Origin of the sequence: Pseudomonas sp. NFPP12, assembly GCF_900103205.1 — a bacterium.
GTDB lineage: Bacteria > Pseudomonadota > Gammaproteobacteria > Pseudomonadales > Pseudomonadaceae > Aquipseudomonas > Aquipseudomonas protegens.
Genome location: NZ_FMWW01000005.1, coordinates 301,113 through 320,512 on the forward strand (window position 1 = coordinate 301,113; position 19,400 = coordinate 320,512).

Here is a 19,400-nt window from a genome sequence, read left to right on the forward strand (position 1 = left end):
GCAAAGGGCCGCAGGACCTTCAACAACCCCAAAAGCGGCGCCTCCTTCGGAGCCGTTCGCAGCCTACGGCAGCGGCTACAAAAACCAAGCCTGTACCCGCTAAAGCAATGCCAGCGCCTTGTCCTTGAGCACCTGCAAATCCATCACCGGCACCCACATTTCCTTGGCCTGCTCGTCCCAGTGGCGCATGCGCAAACTCACCGCCCACAACGGGTCGAGTTCGAAGGCTGCCGCCTCTGCCGCGCTCATCACCCCACCCTGGTACTCCAGGGTGCGCCGGCTGGCTTCGCTCAGCCGCTGGTAATAACCGGGGTCCTTGAAGGTCAGGTAGCGCTTGGCCTGGACGTGGTATTCCACCAGCCGTGCCAGGCGTTCGCTGAAACCCGCCCGGCGCAGGTAGTCCGCCCCCAGGCGCTCATGGCTGACCACGCCGAAGCCGCCCATGTTCTCGGCATCCTGCTGGCAGATATGCCCGATATCGTGGAAGAACGCCGCCAGCACCACCTCGTCGTCATAACCTTCCGCCAGGGCCAACTGCGCGGCCTGGGACATGTGCTCGATCTGCGACACCGGCTCGCCGATGTAGTCGCAGTCGCCGAAACGCTCGTACAGACCGAAGACCTCGTCGACCACCTGCTGTCGCCGCTCCATCACGCTTCCTCCAGCAGTCGGGCGATATTGCCCTCGGCCATGGCCGGGCCAACGCTCATGCCGACCCCGGTGTGCATCAGGGCCACATGGACCCCGGGGGCCGCCTCCAGGAAGGAGAACGGCGCCGGGCCGCGCGCGCCGTAGACACCCTGCCAGCGCTCCACCACCCGGACCCTGCAACCCAGGGTCTGCTCGGCCAGTTCGAGCAGCCAGTTATCCACCTGTTCAGCATTGAACGGTGAAGGATCGCTACCGTAATCGTGGGAATCGCCGATGATCAGTTCACCGTAGGGAGTCGGGCTGATCAACAGGTGGATACCATGCTCGTGCAGATGGGGCGCCTCGCGCAGAATCTGCGCTTGCACCGCGGCGGCTTCCGGCAGGTCGGCGAAGGCCCCGTAGTGCACGCAACTCAGACCGGTCAGCAAGGCATGTTGCAGGTTGAGATTGGCCTCGGGCCGCGCCCGGAGCATCTGCAAGCGGCAGATCTGCGGCTGCAAGGCAGCGATCTGATCCGCCAGCAGGGTCTGATAATCGTGCCCCGAACACAGCACGATCCGCGGCGCGTGGAAGTTGCCGGCGGTGCTGCGCAACTGGCCCGGCTGGATATCCCGCACCAGGGTCGAGAAGTGAAACTGCACCCCCAGGTCCCGGCGCAGGTAATCGATCAACTGCGGGATCGCTTCACGGGAATACAGCTGCTGGTCGTCCAGGCCGTGCAAGGCCGCCCGGTGATGGCGGAACTGGCCGCCGTACAGATCATTCAGCGCCGCGCCCTGGAGCAGCTCGACGCGGTAGCCGTGCTCCAGCGCACGCCCGGCGCAGAAGGCTTCGAGCAACTGCTCCTCGGCTTCACTGCGGGCGAACAGGAAAGAGCCGTTGCGCTTGAGTTGCAGGCCTGCCAACTGTTGCCAGTCGGCCCAGATCTCGCGGCTGGCCCTGGCCAGCTCCAGCATGGTGCCCGGCGGCTGGCCGGTGACCAGGGCCTGGCCGAAGTTGCGCACCGAAGCGCCCAGGGGCGTGGCGCTGCGCTCGAAAACGTGCACCCGCAGACCGCGTTTGGCGGCGGCATAGGCATGGGACAGGCCCAGGATGCCGGCGCCGACGATCAGCAGATCGCTGTGATTGGTCATGAGTTGTTTCCTGGATGGGGAGCGCCTTCGCCGGCAAGCCGGCGAAGGCGATTGATCGGCTACTGCTTGGCAACCTTTTCCGACTTGCCGTCATAGCGCTTGCGCCATTCGGCGAGGATCTCGTCGCGGTTCTTCGAGGCCCAGGCAAAGTCGTTCTTGATCAGGCGCTGCTCGTAGTCGGCCGGCAGTTCGGTCTGCGGCTTGGCGATGCCCGGCTGGGCCAGCACGGCGAAGTTTTCCTTGTACAGCTCCATGGCCTCGGGGCTGGCGGAGAAGTCGGCGAGTTTCTTCGCCGCCTCTTCATGAGGCGTGCCCTTGATCACCGCGGTGGCTTCGATTTCCCAGCCCAGGCCTTCCTTCGGCAGGACAATGTCCAGCGGCGCGCCCTGGCGCTTGAGCTGCACGGCCGGGTACTCGAAGGAGATGCCAATCGGGAATTCACCGGCCGCGGCCAGCTTGCAGGGCTTGGAACCGGAGTGGACGTACTGGCCGATGTTCTGGTGCAGCTCATCCATGTACTGCCAGCCCTGCTTCTCGCCGAAGGTCTGCAGCCAGGCGCTGACGTCGAGGAAGCCGGTACCCGAGGAGGCCGGGTTGGGCATGACGATCTTGCCTTTGTACTCGGGCTTGGTCAGGTCCTGCCAGCTCACCGGCTTGGTCAGGCCCTGCTTTTCGGCCTCCACGGTGTTGAAGCAGATGGTGGCGGCCCAGACGTCCATGCCGACCCAGGCCGGTGGGTTGGCGGCGTCGCGGTAGTTCGGGCCGATCTTGCCCAGATCCTTGGGCGCATAGCTTTGCAGCATGCCCTGCTGGTCGAGGATCGCCAGGCTGGACGCGGCCAGGCCCCAGACCGCATCGGCCTGCGGGCGGGCTTTTTCCGCCAGCAGCTTGGCGGTGATGATCCCGGTGGAATCACGTACCCACTTGATCTCCACGTCCGGATTGGCCTTTTCGAAGGCTTGCTTGTAGGACTTCAGTTGCTCGGCTTCAAGGGCGGTGTAGACCGTCAGCTCGGTTTTCGCAGCAAAGGCGTTCAGGCTGACAGCAGAGAGGACGGCAGCGGCAAGAGCCAGGGGCTTGAACATGGTGCGGTTCCTTAGTGAGTGCAGATCAGAGTGGGGGTGGGTGAAGCGCATCAGTGGCCCGGCGTGCCCTGGCGCCAGGCCTGGGAGCGGCGCAGCAGACCGCGCGAAGCCCAGGCCAGGAGCAGCGAGACGCCGGCCGAAGTGAACAGGATCAGAGTCGACATCGCCGCGGCGCCGCCGACGTTGCCGGCGTCGTCCATGTTCAGCACGGCCACGGCGGCAAGGATGGTGTCCGGGCTGTAGAGGAAGATCGCCGCCGACACCGTGGTCATGGCCGAGACGAACAGGTAGCGCACGATGTCCAGCAGCGCCGGCAGGCAGATCGGCACGGTAACCCGCAGGTAATGCCGGTACAGCGGCGCCTTGAGCGACAGCGCGGCCGCCTCGAACTCGGCATCCAGCTGGCGCAGGGCGGTGGTGGCGGTCATCTGCGCGGTGGTCAGGTAGTGGGCGATGGTGCACACCACCAGCAGGGTCATGGTGCCGTAGAACACATGCAACGGATTGCCATTGAGGTTGAAGAAGAAGACGTAGCCCAGGCCCAGCACCAGCCCGGGCACCGCCATGGGCACGAAGCTGAGCATGCGCAGCGCCAGGTTCAAGCCGCGCTGGCCGTTGGTCTTCTCCATCAGGTAGGCGCCAGTGAAGATCACCACGCTGCCGATCAGCGCCGTGCACAGGGCCATGGTCAGGCTGTTGCGGTAGGCCAGCCAGCCACCGCCGGCGGTGTCGTTGAACTGGTAGTGGTTCAGCGACAGCGACAGGTTGTAGGGCCAGAATTTCACCAGCGACGAAAACACCGCCATGCCGAACACCAGCAGCAGGGCAGCGCAGATCAGCAGCACAATGGCCAAGTAGCAGCCATCGCGCAGTGGCGACGGCGCAGGCTTGAATACCTGGGCACGGCCGCTCATGGAGTCGCCATGGCGCCGGCGCAGCCAGGCGTCGACACCGAAGCTGAACAGGGCCGGCAACAGCAGGATCATGCCGATCAACGCGCCGCGGCCGAACTGCTGCTGCCCCACCACCGCCTTGTAGGCTTCCAGGGCCAGCACCTGATAGTCGCCACCCACTACCACTGGCACGCCGAAGTCGGTGATGGTCAGGGTGAACACCAGGCAGAACGCAGCGAACACCGCCTGCCGGGTCGCCGGCCAGGTGATGCTGCGAAAGGCCTTGGCGGGGCTGGCGCCCATGCTCGACGCGGCGTCGAACAGCCGCGCGTCCGCCAGGGACAGCGCCGAGAGCAGGATCATCAGGGCGTGGGGAAAGGTGTAGATGACCTCGCCGAGGACGATGCCCCAGAAGCCGTAGATGTTCTCGGCGAACAGGCCACGCAGCATCCCCTGATTGCCAAACAGATAGACCAGGGCAATGCCCGGGAGCATCGACGGCGCCATCAGCGGCAACAGCGACAGGCCGCGCCAGATGCCCTTGCCGGGAATCAGCGTGCGTTGCAGGGCGTAGGCGAACAGGTAGGCCAGGGGCACGACGATGGCGGCCACGCTGAGGGAGACTTTCAGGCTGTTGCCCAGCAACCAGTGGAAGTTTTCGCTGGCCACCAGCTCGCGAGCCGCCAGCCAGCCTCCGCCCTGCCCGGCCTCGGCGCTGAAGCCGCGCCAGAAGATCGCCAACAGGGGCAACAGCACCGCTACACCCAGCAGGAGCAGAAGCAGGACCTTGCCGCCGACGACAAAAATGCGGTCGCCGATCTCGGCACGAGAAGCCTGGCGCGCCCGCTTGGCGGGTAGCGGCAGGGACATGTGCGCAGTCATCTTAGGCAAACACCTGGAGGCTGCGCGGCGGCAAGGCGACCCAGATATCCTGGGCCCCCAGGCGCGGCATGGCTTCCGGTGCCAGCTCGGCCAGCAGCGCATGCCCCGGCAGTTGATTGAGTTCGAAGCTCATGCGGCAGCGATTGCCGAGGAAGGTGATCTCGCGGACCTTGGCCGGGAACAGGTTTTCCTCGTGCACCAGCGGATTCACGCTGATGGCTTCGGGACGGCAGAACAGCCGGCCCGAGGCGGTCTTGGCCGAGCCGTCGGCCAGGCGCACATTCATGCCGCCAACCTGGGCATGGCTGTCGCTGTTGCGGCTGAAGGGCAGCCAGTTGCCCTGGCCGACGAATTCGGCGACGAACGGCGTGGCCGGACGGTCGTAGATTTCCTGGGGCGTGGCGTACTGCTCGACCTTGCCGTTGTTCATCACGGCAATGCGGTCGGCCATCAGCATGGCTTCGTCCTGGTTGTGGGTAACCATCAGGGTGGTGATCCCCAGGCGCCGCTGCAGCTGGCGCAGCTCGGTGCACAGGTGCTCGCGGACCCGTGCGTCCAGCGCCGACATCGGCTCGTCCAGCAGCAGCAACGACGGCGCCGGGGCCAGGGCACGGGCCAGGGCCACGCGCTGCTGCTGGCCGCCGGACAGCTGACCGGGGTACTTCTTCTCGCTGCCGGTCAGCCCCACCAGTTCCAGCATCTGCGCCACGCGCTTGCGCGCTTCTTCGCGGCCACTGCCGGACAGGCCGTAGGCGATGTTGGCTTCTACCGTGAGGTTGGGGAACAGCGCGTAGGACTGGAACAGGATCCCGTAGTCCCGGGCCTGGGGCGCCAGCAGCGACACGTCCCGATCCCCGAGGTACAACTCGCCCTGGTCCTGGCGTTCCAGGCCGGCGATGCAGCGCAGCAAGGTGGTCTTGCCGCAGCCGGACGGCCCCAGCAGGCACACCAGCTCACCGGCAGCGACGTCCAGGGACACGTTATCCAGCGCGGTGAAGGCACCGAAGCGCTTGTGGATACCGCGCACCTTCATCGGTGCACCGGGGTTGCTCAGGGCAGTTGCAGCGGAGTTGTTCATGGACGCACCTCATCTAGCAGATGAGGCAAATCCTAGAGTTGCAATGCGTCGGTCATATGGCAGTAAGGCAAAAACGACCGATAGTGGTATTCAGGGATTTGGGTTCACTTGTAAATCATGTGCTCGCGAAGGCATCGGCATGGCCGATGCAGATCTTTCAGGCGGGAGCCATTTCCTGGGCCAGGCCGAGAAAGGCGGCGGGCAGGCGCGCGTTCTTGCGCTCCTTGAGGCAATACAGGTACTCGGCGATCTGCGGCGCGTTTTCGATGGTCAGGACCCGCAGTTGCGGGTCGTGGGGCACTTCCTGGCGGGCAATGATGCTGATGCCGATATTGCGCAGCACCGCCTCGCGGATCGATTCACGGCTGCCGATCTCCAGCAGCGGGCCAAAGCTGACGTTGGCGTTCTTCAGCAGACCTTCGGTGAGGCTGCGGGTGGTGGAGCCGGGTTCGCGCATCAGCAGCGTGTGCCCGGCCAGGGCGTTGAGGGGCACGTGTTCCAGCGCCGCCAGGGGGTGATTGCGATGCACCGCCAGCACCAGCGGATCGCTGCCCAGCACCCGGCGGACCAACCGCGAATCCTCCAGCAGTTGCGAGGAAGCGGCCACATCCACCCGATAGTCTTCCAGCGCCTCCAGGACCTGCTGGGAGTTGCCGATTTCCACCGAGACCTCCACCTGGGGCAGGCGCTGGCGGAAAGTCTTCACCAGATCGAGGATGTAGTACGGCGCGGTGGCGGCGATGCGCAGCGTGCCCTGCACCTGCCCACAGTTGCGCAGGAAGAATTCGATGTCCGACTCTTTCTGCAGCAGCTCCTTGACCATCGGCAGCAGGCGCGCGCCCTCATCGCTCAGGCTCAGGCGGCGCCCGCCTCGGTAGAACAGCTCCACCGCGTACTGGCTCTCCAGGTTGCGGACCTGGGTAGTCACCGTGGGCTGGCTGAGGCCGAGCTTCTTCGCCGCCTGGGTAATGCTGCCCAGGCGGGCGACCATGTAAAAAGCCTTTAGCTCGGCACTCAGCACAGGGTTCTCTCGTTGCTTATTTGCGCAGCAGGCGCAGACCGTTGAACACCACCAACAGGCTCACGCCCATGTCGGCGAACACTGCCATCCACATGGTGGCCAGCCCGGCAAAGGTTACCCCAAGAAAGATCGCCTTGATGACCAGGGCCAGGACGATATTTTGCTTGAGCACCACCGAGGTCTGGCGCGACAGGCGGATAAACGCCGGGATCTTGCGCAAATCATCGTCCATCAGGGCAACATCCGCGGTCTCGATGGCGGTGTCGGTGCCCGCCGCAGCCATGGCGAAACCGATTTCGGCGCGGGCCAGGGCCGGTGCGTCGTTGATCCCGTCGCCGACCATGCCCACCCGGTGGCCCTGGGCGTACAGGTCTTCGATGGCCTGCAGCTTGTCGGTGGGCAGCAGGTCGCCCCGGGCCTGGTCGATACCCACCTGGGCCGCGATGGCCTGGGCGGTATGCGGGTTGTCGCCGGTGAGCATCAGGGTCTTGATCCCCAGCTCATGCAATTGCTGGATGGCTTCGCGGCTGGATTCCTTGACCGTGTCTGCCACGGCGAACAGCGCCAGCGGGCCATTGCGGTCCAGCAGCAGGACCACGGTCTTGCCCTGCTTCTCCAGGGCGAAGAGTTTTTCTTCCAAAGCCGGGGAGCACAGTCCCAGCTCTTCCACCAGACGATGGTTGCCCAGATGGTACAGCTCGCCATTGATCTCGCCGCGTACGCCTCGGCCGGTCAAGGCCTCGAAGTTATCCACAGGGTGCATGGCCAACTGCTTATCCACAGCCGCCTGGGCAATGGCCAGGGACACCGGGTGGTCGGAACGCCCTGCCAGGCTTGCAGCCAGGGCCGGGGCGGTGTCCTGGGCCAGCGGGTCCAGGGACAGGAAGTCGGTCTGCACCGGCTTGCCGTGGGTGATGGTGCCGGTCTTGTCCAGGGCCAGGTAGTCGAGCTTGTAGCCGCCCTCCAGGTAGACCCCGCCCTTGACCAGAATGCCCTTGCGCGCGGCAGCCGCCAGGCCGCTGACAATGCTTACCGGGGTGGAGATCACCAGGGCGCAGGGGCAAGCCACTACCAGCAGCACCAGGGCGCGGTAGATCCAGTCGAACCAGACGCCGCCCATGAACAGCGGCGGAATCAGCGCCACCGCCAGGGCGAAGGCGAATACCGCCGGGGTGTAGATTTTCGAGAAGCTGTCAACGAAGCGCTGGGTCGGAGCCCGGGCGCCCTGGGCCTGTTCCACAGCGTGGATGATCCGCGCCAGGGTCGAATTGTTGGCGGCGGCAGTCACTCGGTATTCCAGGGAGCCGGCCTGATTGATGGTGCCGGCGAAAACCTTGTCGCCCACAGTCTTTTCCACCGGCAGGCTTTCACCGGTGATCGGCGCCTGGTCGATGGTGGAGTTGCCGGACACGACCTCGCCGTCGAGGCCGATGCGCTCGCCGGGACGCACCCGCACCAGTGCGCCCAGTTCGACGCTTTTCGCTTCCTGTTCGCTCCAGTTGCCGTCTGCCTGCTGCACCGTGACCCGTTCCGGGGTCATCTGCATCAGGCCGCTGATGGCGTTGCGCGCCCGATCCAGGGAACGGGCCTCGATCAATTCCGCCACGGTGAACAGGAACATCACCATCGCCGCTTCCGGCCATTGGCCGATCAGCACGGCGCCGGTCACGGCGATGCTCATCAGGGCATTGATGTTGAGGTTGCGGTTCTTCAGGGCGATCCAGCCCTTCTTGTAGGTGGTCAGGCCACCACTGAGGATCGACACCAGGGCCACCAGGGCAATCACCCAGTCGGGCGCGGCATTGGTGAAATGGATGACCTCGGCAGCCAGCGCGCCGATACCGGACAGGGCCAGCGGCCACCAGGGCTTCTTCACGGGCGCTGCGGCAGGCGCGGCTTGGTCACCCTCCTGTTCCAGGGGTTCGGCGTGCATGCCCAGTGACTTGACCGCCTCGATGATAGGCGCGGTGCTCGGCAGGTCGTGGGTCACCCCCAGCACGCGGTTCATCAGGTTGAACTCCAGCGCCTGGACCCCGGCCAACTTGCCCAGCTTGTTCTGGATCAGGGTCTGTTCGGTGGGGCAGTCCATGGCTTCGATGCGAAAGCTGCTCAAGCGCGCGCCGGCGGTCGGGGTCTCGCTCAGGGTGACCCTGGACGGCGCCAGGTCGGCGGAACCGCAGCAGGAAGCGCCATGGGCGGCATGATCGTGTGCCTTGACCGGCTGCAGCTTGCCCGCGTGCGCATGGGAATGGCTGTGGCCATGGCTGTGATCGTGATCGTGATCGTGATCGTGATCAGCCTGGGGCTGCTGATCCGCGGTTTTGCGCGGGCTGTGGAGAGAATCGCTCATTAGGGTCCCTTCCGAATTAAGGTGCTTGTTGCCAAGTGAACACCCTGTAGCCACTATAGGGTCAAGCACCCATTCGGAGACGACGGCAATGAAGATTGGCGAACTGGCGAAACTCACCGACTGTCAGGTCGAGACCATCCGTTACTACGAGCGCGAAGGGCTGCTGCCCGAACCGGCCCGCAGTGAAGGCAACTATCGCCTCTACACCCAGGCCCACACCGAGCGCCTGACCTTTATCCGCAATTGCCGCAGCCTGGACATGACCCTCGAGGAGATCCGCAGCCTGCTCAACCTGCGCGACAGCCCCCAGGACCAGTGCGCCAGCGTCAACGCCCTGATCGACGAGCATATCCATCACGTCAAGGCGCGCATTGACGGCTTGCTGGCCCTGCAGGAACAACTGCTGGACCTGCGCCAGCGCTGCAGCGAGGGCCCGGACCTTGAGCACTGCGGAATTCTCCAGCGCCTGGAAGTCAGCGGCTCGGTGGCCCCCAATGAGAGCGAGCCCTCCCATGTCGGGCGCAGCCACGGGCACTGAACCCCTGGCGCGGTTTCAGGCGCCGCGCCGAACGCTGGCCGTCAGCCGCAGATAAGCCCCTTCGAGGATTGCCAGCAGCCGCTGGTCCAGATGCTGCCAGGCCAGCCCCTGGCGCACCAGCCAGGCGCTGAGCCCCCCCACCAGGCAGCCACCCAGAATGTCGAAAGGGAAATGCACGCCCAGGTAGACCCGTGCCCAACTCACCAGGATCGCCAGGCCCAGCATCACCAGCCCGGTCTTGCGCAGGCTGGCCAGGATCAGCGCGAAAGCCATGGCGAACATGCCACTGGCGTGGTCGCTGGGGAAAGACGCCCCGGGCGCGTGGGCGAGGAAGTTCTGCCCCAGGCCGATCATGAACGGCCGCGGATGGAACCACAGCTCACGGATCAGCAGGTTGCAGACCAGGGCCAGGACAATGCTCAGGCCGGCGAGCAACACGATCATGCGCTGGCGGCGCTCGCCGAAAACCCAGAACACCACCAGCAGCAGCGGCACGCTGAGTACCACCCATTGCGCGAGGAAAACCGCCAGTGCACGCATCGGCATGGACGCCCCGGCACTGGCGTTGATGGCCAGGAACAGGCTGTGATTGAGTTCTTCCATTCGGAGCTCACGTTGAATGTCACAAGGACCACACCCCGCACCTGGCAGGGCTGCTACTCAGAGCGTAGCTGGCCGCCGGGCACAGCCATGCCCGGAACGGCTCCGGGCACAGGTCGATAAGGGCAACAGGATCAATCGACAAGGGCCGCGCGGCCCTTGCTGCAGTAGCTGGATGCTCAGACCGCCATCGGCGCCGTCATGGGCGCGTGGTGCTCATAGCCTTCCAGGGAGAAGTCGCTCGGCTCGATCAGCTCCAGCCACTCCGGCTGGTAGACGCCGGTCTTGGCGAACTCCGGCACACGCTCGGAAATCACCAGCTTGGGCATCGGGAACGGCTCGCGCTTGAGCTGTTCGTTGAGCATGTCCAGATGGTTTTCATAGACGTGGGCATCACCGATGAAATAGGTGAACCAGCGCGGCGTGTAGCCGGTCAGGCGGCCGATCAGGCTCAGCAGCGCAGCACCCTCGGTGAGGTTGAACGGCGTGCCCAGGCCCAGGTCGTTGGAGCGGATGTAGAGGGTCAGGGAGATTTCCCGGGTCTGGACATTGGGATGGAACTGGTAAAGCAGGTGGCACGGCGGCAAGGCCATTTCATCCAGCTGGGCGCAGTTCCAGCCGTGGAACAGGATCCGCCGGCTGCCCGGGTCGTTGATGATGGTGTCGACGCACTGGCGCACCTGGTCGATGGCCTTGTACAGCACCACGTAGCCCTGGCCGTCTTCCTCGCCCGCGGCGATCTGCCGGTAGCCCTGGCTCAGCGCCAGGTCGATGGCCGCCTGGTTGCTGGTCTTGATCTGTTTGTAGGCCGGCCACTTGCGCCACTGCACGCCGTAGATCTCGCCCAGGTCGTCATCGCCCTGGCGGAACGGGTTGGCCAGCCACTGGGCGTTTTCGTTGGCGTTCTGGTCCCAGACCTTGCAGCCCAGCGCACGAAACTCGGCGGCGTTGTTCACCCCGCGCAGGAAGCCGACCATCTCGCCGATGGCCGACTTGAAGGCCATCTTGCGGGTGGTGATGGCCGGGAAACCTTCCTTGAGGTCGTAGCGCAGCATGGCCCCGGGGAAGCTGATGGTGTTCACACCGGTGCGGTTGGCCTGCTTGGTGCCGTTGTTGATGACGTGGGCCACCAGATCAAGATATTGCTTCATGAATTACCTGCATCCTTGAACCCGGGGCACGCCCCGGGGTTCGAATTTATTGCGCCGCGCTCTTGGCCGGAGCGCGATGATAAGCCAGCCAGATCAACCCCAGGCCACCGAGAATCATCGGCACGCACAGGACCTGACCCATGGTCAGCCAGTTCCAGGCCAAGTAGCCCAACTGGGCGTCCGGCACCCGGACGAACTCGACGATGAAACGGAAGATCCCGTAGAACAGGGCGAACATACCGGAAACCGCCATGGTCGGCCGGGGTTTGCGCGAGAACAGCCAGAGGATCAGGAACAGCGCCACGCCTTCCAGGGCGAACTGATACAGCTGCGAGGGATGGCGCGGCAATTGCGCCGGATCGCTGAACGGCGGGAACACCATGGCCCAGGGCAGATCGGTGGGCTTGCCCCACAGTTCAGCGTTGATGAAGTTGCCGATGCGCCCGGCGCCCAAGCCGATCGGCACCATCGGCGCGACGAAATCCATCAGCTCGAAGAAGGTCTTGTTGTTGCGCTTGCCGAACCACCAGGCCGCCAGCATCACCCCGATGAAACCACCGTGGAACGACATGCCGCCCTTCCACACCTCGAAGATCAGCGTCGGGTTGGCCAGGTAGGCGCTCAGGTCGTAGAACAGCACATAACCCAGGCGACCACCGACTATCACCCCCATGGACATCCAGAACACCATGTCCGAGAGCTTCTCCTTGCTCCAGGTCGGATCGAAACGGTTCAGGCGGCGCGACGCCAGCAACCAGGCACCGCCAATGCCGATCAGGTACATCAGGCCGTACCAGTGGATTTTCAGCGGGCCGATGGCCAGGGCCACCGGATCAATCTGCGGGTAAGGCAGCATTGCGACTCCTCGTAAGGGTTAGAACTTCAGATTCCCGGGGCAAACTGCCAGCCCAGGATTAAGCCAGGATTGCGTCACCACTCAGAACAGGAAGCTGAGCCCCACGCAGAACAGTAGCGCGGCGAACATGCGTTTCAACAGGCGTGGCGACAGTTTGTGGGCCAGGCGCGCGCCGATGCGGGCGAACACCATGCTGGTCAGGGCAATGCCCAACAGGGCCGGCAAATAAACGAAACCGAGACTATGGGCCGGGAGCAGCGGATCATGCCAGCCCAGAATCATGAAACTTAAGGCACTGGCCAGGGCGATGGGCAAACCGCAGGCCGATGAGGTAGCCACCGCCTGCTGCATGGGCACGCTGCGCCAGGTGAGAAAAGGCACGGTGAGGGAGCCCCCGCCGATGCCGAAGATCGCCGAGGCCCAGCCAATCACACCGCCGGCGGCCGTCAGGCCCAGCTTGCCGGGCACCTGGCGGCTGGCCTTGGGCTTGAGCTCCAGGGTCATCTGCAGAGCCACCACGAGGGCGAACACACCGATGATTTTCTGCAGGTGCGGGCCGGAGATAGCCTCGGCGGTCAGTGCGCCGAAACCGGCGCCCAGGAGGATACCCACGGTCATCCAGGCGAAGATCGGCCAGCGCACAGCGCCACGCCGATGGTGCTCGCGCACCGCATTGACCGAGGTAAAGATGATGCTGGCCAGGGAGGTGCCGACCGCCAGATGGGTCAGCACCGAGACATCGAAGCCTTGCAGAGTGAAGCTGAACACCAGCACCGGGACTATGATGATCCCGCCGCCCACGCCGAACAGCCCGGCCAGTACGCCCGCACAGGCGCCCAGCAGCAGATAGAGCAGAAATTCCATGGGAGCATCCGAAAAATAGATCGGCATGGTAACGGAAGCGCCGCCCCGGACTCCACTGGATGGCGATGGATACCCGCCGGATCTGTGCGTAAAGTGGGCAAAAACACACAGGGGGCCACCTTAATGTGCTTGATCGTTTTCGCCTGGCGGCCGGGTCATGCTCAGCCACTGATCGTCGCGGCCAACCGTGATGAATTCTACGCGCGGCCGAGCCTGCCCCTGGGGCAGTGGCCGGAACTGCCGCAGATCCACGCCGGTCGCGACCTGGAAGCCGGCGGCACCTGGCTCGGGGTCGGCGCCGAGGGCCGCTTTGCCGCCCTGACCAATATCCGCAACCCGCACCAGCCTCCGGCGCGGCGCTCGCGGGGTGAACTGGTGGCGCGCTTTCTCGCCGGCGACGTGCCCCTGGATGATTATTTGCGCGATGTAGTCGGGCGCTCGGTGGAGTACGCCGGGTTCAACCTGCTGCTGGGCAATGCCGAGCAGCTGTGGCACTACAACGCTCGGGACCCGCAGCCGCAACGGCTGGAGCCTGGGGTCTACGGCCTTTCCAATGCCGGGCTGGATACGCCCTGGCCCAAGCTGCTCAAGGCCAGGGCGGCGTTGCAGGAGGTGTTGCATGATCCACAGCCCCAGGCACTGCTGGCGCTGTTGAGCGACCCGCAGACAGCGCCCTTCGCCGACCTGCCGGACACCGGCGTGGGCTTGGCCACCGAAAGCCTGCTGTCCAGCGTGTTCATCGCCAGCCCCAGCTACGGCACACGAGCCAGCACGGCACTGATCGTCCACGCCGATGGCTCGCGGCATCTGCTGGAGCGTAGCTTCGGCCCCTATGGCGGGCATCTGGGAGAGGTCGAACTGAAGGTCTGAAGCGTTCCCCGGCACGCCGGCTCCCACGAACGCTTCTGTAGGAGCCGGCTTGCCGGCGAAGAAAACAACCCGGTTACAGGGTCTTGCTCGAAGCCGGATTGATCATCCGCGCCAGCCCGAGTTTCTTCAGCGCCAGTTGCAGCGAACTGTGGATAACTTGCGGGTTGTCGATGGTCATCATTTCCGCCAGCAGTTCCTTGGCCTTGGTCATGCTGACCTGACGCAGCATCCACTTCACCTTCGGCAGGTTGGTGGCGTTCATCGACAGGCTGTCGAAGCCCATCGCCATCAGCAGCACTGCCGCCGCCGGATCACCGGCCATCTCGCCGCAGATGCTCACTGGCTTGCCTTCGGCATGGGCATCACGCACCACGTTCTGCAGCGCTTGCAGCACCGCCGGGTGCAGGTAGTCGTAGAGATCGGCCACCCGTGGGTTGTTGCGGTCCACCGCCAGCAGGTACTGGGTCAGGTCGTTGGAGCCCACCGAGAGGAAATCCACCTGGCGCGCCAGTTCCTTGGTCTGGTACACCGCGGCGGGGATTTCGATCATCACCCCCACTGGCGGCATCGGTACGTCAGTGCCTTCATCGCGCACTTCGCCCCAGGCCCGGTGGATCAGGTGCAAGGCTTCTTCCAGCTCGTGGATGCCGGAAATCATCGGCAGCAGGATGCGCAAATTGTTCAGGCCTTCGCTGGCCTTGAGCATCGCCCGGGCCTGTACCAGGAAGATCTCCGGGTGGTCGAGGGTCACGCGGATCCCGCGCCAGCCAAGGAAGGGGTTGTCTTCCTTGATCGGGAAGTACGACAGCGACTTGTCGCCGCCGATGTCCAGGCTGCGCATGGTCACCGGTTGCGGGTGGAAGGCCGCCAGCTGTTCGCGATAGATCGCCAGCTGTTCCTTCTCGCTGGGGAAGCGCTGGTTGATCATGAACGGCACTTCGGTGCGATACAGGCCCACGCCTTCGGCCCCGCGCTTCTGCGCCCGGGCTACATCGGCCAGCAGGCCGGTGTTGACCCACAGCGGCATGCGATGGCCATCGGGGGTGATGCAGGGCAGGTCGCGCAGGGCATCCAGGCCCTGGGCCAGTTGCCGTTCTTCTTCCACCACATCGGCGAACTGCTTGCGCAGCACGTCGCTGGGGTTGGTGTAGACCTCGCCGTGGTAGCCGTCGACGATCATCTGGATGCCGTCGACCTTGGAGTACGGCAGGTCCACCAGGCCCATCACCGTCGGGATTCCCATGGCCCGTGCCAGGATCGCCACGTGGGAGTTGCCCGAACCCAGCACCGAGACCAGGCCCACCAGCTTGCCTTCCGGCACTTCGCCGAGCATGGCCGGGGTCAGTTCTTCACTGACCAGGATGGTGTTGTCGGGATAGACCAGGGTCTGCTGGCGCTCTTCCTGCAGGTAGGCCAGGAGCCGGCGGCCCAGGTCCTTGACGTCCGAGGCCCGCTCGCGCAGGTAGGCATCGTCCATCAGTTCGAAACGGTTGACGTGATCGGTGACCACCTGGCGCAACGCGCCCTGGGCCCATTGCCCGGTCTTGATCACGGCCTTCACTTCACTGCCCAGGGAGGCGTCGTCGAGCATCATCAGGTAGACGTCGAACAGCGCGCGCTCTTCAGGGCGCAATTGAGTGGCGAGCTTTTCCGACAGCGCGCGCATATCGGCCCGCACCCCTTCCAGGGCGCTCTTGAACAGGGCCAGTTCGGCGTCGATGTCGGTGACGTGCTTGTCCGGCACCACATCCAGGTCGGCCGGCGGCAGCATCACCACCGCGCTGCCCACCGCCGCGCCGGGCGAGCCCGGTACGCCGACGAACTTGGCTTCCTGAATGCCCTTGCCCTGGCGACCCAGGCCACGGATCGAACCGGTGGCCTCGGCATGGGCGATAACCCCGGCCAGTTGGGCACTCATGGTCACCAGGAAGGCTTCTTCGCCTTCGTCGAACTGGCGCCGCTCCTTTTGCTGGATAACCAGCACGCCCACCACCCGGCGGTGGTGAATGATCGGCGCACCGAGGAAGGAGGCGTAACGCTCCTCACCGGTTTCGGCGAAGTAGCGATAGCGCGGGTGGTCGGCGGCGTTTTCCAGGTTGAGGGGTTCTTCGCGAGTGCCCACCAGGCCTACCAGGCCTTCGTTGGGCGCCATGCTGACCTTGCCGATGGAGCGCTTGTTCAAGCCCTCGGTGGCCATCAGGACGAAACGGTTGGTTTCCGGGTCCAGCAGATAGACCGAGCAGACCTGGCTGCCCATGGCCTCTTTGACGCGCAATACAATAATCCCCAACGCCGCCTTGAGATCCTTGGCGGAGTTAACTTCCTGGACGATCTTGCGCAGCGTATTGAGCATGGCTCGGGGTCGAACTCCGTCGTCAGTCGCGCACTAGCAGGCGCGGGGCAAGCTCTTTGAGAGCGCGGCGATACACTTCGCGCTTGAATGTCACCACCTGGCCCAACGGATACCAATAACTGACCCAGCGCCAGCCATCGAATTCCGGTTTACCGGTCAAATCCATCCGCACCCGCTGCTCGTTGGAGATCAGGCGCAGGAGAAACCATTTCTGCTTCTGGCCGATGCACAGCGGTTGGCTGTGGGTCCGGACCAGACGCTGCGGCAAACGATAGCGCAACCAGCCCCGGGTGCAGGCGAGAATTTGCACATCTTCGCGCTCCAGACCCACTTCTTCGTTCAACTCGCGATACAAGGCGTCTTCCGGCGTCTCATCGGGGTTGATTCCCCCTTGAGGAAACTGCCAGGCATCTTGATTGATACGGCGAGCCCATAGCACCTGTCCGGCATCATTGGTCAGAATGATCCCGACATTGGGGCGGAAACCATCGGGGTCGATCACGGCTACAACCTCGCAAACGCATGTCGCCGCATTGTTCCACAAAGCTTGGGAATGCAGCAACGAGGCTGCTTACCTTATGTGCACTCTTGTGAAAAGACCGTATTCTGGGCACCTTTTTCCGCGACTTTTCAGCGAGTAACTGCAATGCGCCTGGCTTTATTCGACTTGGACAACACGCTTTTGGGCGGCGACAGCGACCACGCCTGGGGCGACTATCTGTGCGAGCGGGGCTTCCTCGACGCCGTCGCCTACAAGACCCGCAACGACGAGTTCTATCAGGATTACCTGGCCGGCAAGCTCGACAATGCCGCCTACCTGAACTTCTGCCTGGAAATCCTCGGCCGCACCGACATGGCCGTGCTCGAAGAGTGGCACCGCGACTTCATGCGCGACTGCATCGAGCCGATCCTCCTGCCCAAGGCCCAGGCCCTGCTGGACAAGCATCGCGCTGCCGGCGACAAGCTGGTGATCATCACCGCGACCAACCGTTTCGTGACCGCGCCGATCGCCGAACGCCTGGGCGTGGAAACCCTGATCGCCACCGAATGCGAAATGCAGGATGGCCGCTACACCGGGCGCAGTACCGATGTGCCGTGTTTCCGTGAAGGCAAGGTCACCCGCCTCAACCGCTGGCTGGAAGAGACCGGCCACAGCCTGGAAGACAGCTACTTCTACAGCGACTCGATGAACGACCTGCCCCTGCTGGAGCAAGTGACCACCGCCGTGGCCGTTGACCCGGACCCGAACCTGCGGGCCGAGGCCGAGAAACGTGGCTGGCAGGTCATCAGCCTGCGCGACTAGAAAGCTCGCCGGCGAGCCGGCTGTAGGCGCTGGCTTGCCAGCGAAAAAACCTACGCCGGCTTGGCCACCATCAGATAGAAAATCGCCATGAAGGCCAGGAACGCCGGCCAGCCCAGGGCGAACCACCAGCGCATATAAAGGGTTGCCCGCAGCGGCATCGGTGTCCCGTCCTGCAGGGCCTGCTCGGCCATCTTGTGCACTCGGATCTGCAACCAGACCACCGGCAGCCAGCACAGCCCCGCCACCACATACAGCCCCAGGCTCCACATCAGCCACGCCTGCTGCAGCGACCAGCCTGCCAGGTGCACCAGCCCCAGCCCGCTCAACGGCTGGAATACCGCCGTGGTGGCGGTAAAGGCCCAGTCGGCGAACACCAGGTGCTTGAAGGTCACGGCGATCACTTCCACCCGGCCACTGCGCCAGGCCCGCAGGGCGTAATAGGCCGACCCCGCGCCGAGGCCGAACAGCACGGTGGAGGACAGGATATGCAGGGTTTTCAACAGCAGGTAAGCGCTCATTGGTGGGGTTCGGTCCACAGCAGCCATAGGGTCGCCACCATCAGCACCAGGTTCTTGGCGACGGCGGCATAAGGGTCAAACCAGAAGTGCGGCAGGATCAGGCTGATGATCAGGGTGTAGCCGAGCATCAGCCCCAACTGCGCTTGCAAGGCCCGCCGGCGCCAGCGCCGCAGCAGCAGGCCGACACCCAGCAGCGCATCACAGAGTGAACCGCCGATCACCGCCAGGGCCGCCCAGATGCCCTGCACGCCAGCCTCGGCCATGATCCGCAGGCCCCAGTCGTAACCCGGGCCGATGCACACCAGCGCGGTACCCAGCCAGATCAGCACCATCACTGCCAGCAACAGCGGGCGCAGGGCCAGTTGGGTGCTTTGCGCCGTCTGCGGCCAGTCCTGCAAGCGGGCCGCCAGCGGCGCCGCGTGATACCCGCAGACCGAGGCCAGCACCTGCGGATCCGCCAGGTTGTCGTGGTGGGCCATGGCCAGGCTCTGCCGGTTCAAGGCTCGCCAGCCCAGACGATCGCCAGCAGCGGCCACCAGCCGCAGCAAGACCGCTGGCAGCTTGAAGTAGCGCGCCGGGCCCCAGCCCTGGGCCGACCGCAGGCGATCGAGCAGTTGCGCCATGGTCATGCGTTCCGGGCCGACCAGGGGCAGAACCATGGATTCCTGCGGCCACTGCCTGAGCAGCGCCAGCACCGCGGCGCTCAAGTCCTCTATATGCAAGGGCTGCATCTGCGCCTTGGCGGACAGCAAGGGAATCAGCGGCCAGGGCGACAGCCTCGTCAGCCAGCCGCTGCTGGCACCGCCAGCGCCGAGCACCAGCGAGGGCCGCAGCACCACCGCCGGTACTCCCAACTGCAGCAGGTAATCATCCGCCGCCGCCTTGCTGGCAAGGAACGGCACCTGGGGCAGGATCCCGGCCCCCAATGCGGAAATCTGCAGTACCCGCACGCCCCGGGCCGCCGCCAGATCGAACAGCGCGCGGGTACCCAGGTCCTGGGTCAGGCTCAACGCCCGCGCATCAGTGCTCAACAGCCCCGCGGCGTTGATCAGCAGGTCGGTGTCGGCAGGCAGGGCAAAGGGCTGGGGCTCGCGGCCCAGGCAATCGAGATCCAGCTGGCGCCACTCCACCCCGGGCAACCCCTGGGGCTGCGGGCGACGGCTGGTGGCAATCAGCTGATGGCCGGCAGCGTGCAATGCCGCCAGCAGATGACGGCCGACAAACCCTGTGGCCCCCACCAGAACGACCTTCATG

18 protein-coding genes are annotated in these 19,400 nt (G+C 64.7%); 3 read left to right on the plus strand and 15 right to left on the minus strand.

The annotated features are described in order from the left end of the window. Positions 1-99: 99 nt before the first annotated feature. The 7 genes from BLS75_RS22520 to BLS75_RS22550 form a co-directional block, all read right to left on the minus strand. Positions 100-651, minus strand: a complete 552-nt coding sequence (locus BLS75_RS22520; protein WP_019095932.1) for a phosphonate degradation HD-domain oxygenase — start codon at positions 649-651, stop codon at positions 100-102. Next, positions 651-1,784, minus strand: a complete 1,134-nt coding sequence (locus tag BLS75_RS22525) for a TIGR03364 family FAD-dependent oxidoreductase (protein ID WP_011064060.1) — start codon at positions 1,782-1,784, stop codon at positions 651-653. Before BLS75_RS22525 ends, BLS75_RS22520 begins: the two co-directional genes overlap by 1 nt. A 59-nt stretch (positions 1,785-1,843) precedes the next feature. Next, positions 1,844-2,869, minus strand: coding sequence for a putative 2-aminoethylphosphonate ABC transporter substrate-binding protein (locus BLS75_RS22530; RefSeq protein ID WP_011064061.1), 1,026 nt, complete (start codon positions 2,867-2,869; stop codon positions 1,844-1,846). 50 nt (positions 2,870-2,919) lie between these two features. Beyond that, entirely contained in the window at positions 2,920-4,644 is a 1,725-nt protein-coding gene (locus BLS75_RS22535) for a putative 2-aminoethylphosphonate ABC transporter permease subunit (RefSeq protein ID WP_072451817.1), read from the minus strand. A gap of 1 nt (position 4,645) precedes the next feature. Further along, positions 4,646-5,722 carry a putative 2-aminoethylphosphonate ABC transporter ATP-binding protein gene (locus BLS75_RS22540; RefSeq protein ID WP_053160346.1) on the minus strand — a complete coding sequence of 359 codons (1,077 nt, stop codon included), beginning with the start codon at positions 5,720-5,722 and terminating at the stop codon, positions 4,646-4,648. Positions 5,723-5,879: 157 nt separating this feature from the next. Next, positions 5,880-6,743, minus strand: a complete 864-nt coding sequence (locus tag BLS75_RS22545; protein ID WP_072451818.1) for a LysR family transcriptional regulator — start codon at positions 6,741-6,743, stop codon at positions 5,880-5,882. 16 nt (positions 6,744-6,759) lie between these two features. Next, a complete protein-coding gene (locus tag BLS75_RS22550; protein WP_072451819.1) occupies positions 6,760-9,093 on the minus strand; it encodes a heavy metal translocating P-type ATPase in 2,334 nt (777 codons plus the stop codon). Positions 9,094-9,181: 88 nt separating this feature from the next. Between BLS75_RS22550 and cadR the strand changes: the two genes are divergently transcribed. After that, positions 9,182-9,631 (plus strand): Cd(II)/Pb(II)-responsive transcriptional regulator, encoded by a 450-nt coding sequence (cadR, locus tag BLS75_RS22555; RefSeq protein WP_011064066.1) that lies wholly within the window; start codon positions 9,182-9,184, stop codon positions 9,629-9,631. A gap of 15 nt (positions 9,632-9,646) precedes the next feature. Here the strand turns inward: cadR and BLS75_RS22560 are convergent, their stop codons facing one another. From BLS75_RS22560 to BLS75_RS22575, 4 genes are all read right to left on the minus strand, one after another. Continuing rightward, complete coding sequence (locus tag BLS75_RS22560) at positions 9,647-10,234, minus strand: undecaprenyl-diphosphatase (protein ID WP_072451820.1); 588 nt, start codon at positions 10,232-10,234, stop codon at positions 9,647-9,649. Positions 10,235-10,410: 176 nt separating this feature from the next. After that, positions 10,411-11,382 carry a thymidylate synthase gene (locus BLS75_RS22565; protein WP_011064068.1) on the minus strand — a complete coding sequence of 324 codons (972 nt, stop codon included), beginning with the start codon at positions 11,380-11,382 and terminating at the stop codon, positions 10,411-10,413. Positions 11,383-11,428: 46 nt separating this feature from the next. Further along, entirely contained in the window at positions 11,429-12,238 is an 810-nt protein-coding gene (gene lgt / locus BLS75_RS22570) for a prolipoprotein diacylglyceryl transferase (protein ID WP_011064069.1), read from the minus strand. A gap of 81 nt (positions 12,239-12,319) precedes the next feature. Beyond that, positions 12,320-13,102, minus strand: a complete 783-nt coding sequence (locus BLS75_RS22575; protein ID WP_026020005.1) for a sulfite exporter TauE/SafE family protein — start codon at positions 13,100-13,102, stop codon at positions 12,320-12,322. A 123-nt stretch (positions 13,103-13,225) separates the two neighbouring features. On the opposite strand from BLS75_RS22575, the gene BLS75_RS22580 reads away from it, so the two are divergent. Further along, positions 13,226-13,972 (plus strand): NRDE family protein, encoded by a 747-nt coding sequence (locus BLS75_RS22580; RefSeq protein ID WP_011064071.1) that lies wholly within the window; start codon positions 13,226-13,228, stop codon positions 13,970-13,972. A 73-nt stretch (positions 13,973-14,045) separates the two neighbouring features. Here the strand turns inward: BLS75_RS22580 and ptsP are convergent, their stop codons facing one another. Further along, positions 14,046-16,325, minus strand: coding sequence for a phosphoenolpyruvate--protein phosphotransferase (ptsP, locus tag BLS75_RS22585; protein WP_011064072.1), 2,280 nt, complete (start codon positions 16,323-16,325; stop codon positions 14,046-14,048). Between the two features lie 22 nt (positions 16,326-16,347). Next, positions 16,348-16,827, minus strand: a complete 480-nt coding sequence (locus BLS75_RS22590; protein WP_011064073.1) for an RNA pyrophosphohydrolase — start codon at positions 16,825-16,827, stop codon at positions 16,348-16,350. Positions 16,828-16,971: 144 nt separating this feature from the next. Between BLS75_RS22590 and BLS75_RS22595 the strand changes: the two genes are divergently transcribed. Continuing rightward, a complete protein-coding gene (locus BLS75_RS22595) occupies positions 16,972-17,628 on the plus strand; it encodes a histidinol-phosphatase (protein ID WP_019093432.1) in 657 nt (218 codons plus the stop codon). 50 nt (positions 17,629-17,678) lie between these two features. Here the strand turns inward: BLS75_RS22595 and BLS75_RS22600 are convergent, their stop codons facing one another. Next, positions 17,679-18,146 (minus strand): DUF2269 family protein, encoded by a 468-nt coding sequence (locus BLS75_RS22600; protein WP_011064075.1) that lies wholly within the window; start codon positions 18,144-18,146, stop codon positions 17,679-17,681. After that, entirely contained in the window at positions 18,143-19,399 is a 1,257-nt protein-coding gene (locus BLS75_RS22605) for an SDR family oxidoreductase (protein ID WP_072451821.1), read from the minus strand. Before BLS75_RS22605 ends, BLS75_RS22600 begins: the two co-directional genes overlap by 4 nt. Between the last annotated feature and the right edge of the window lies 1 nt (position 19,400).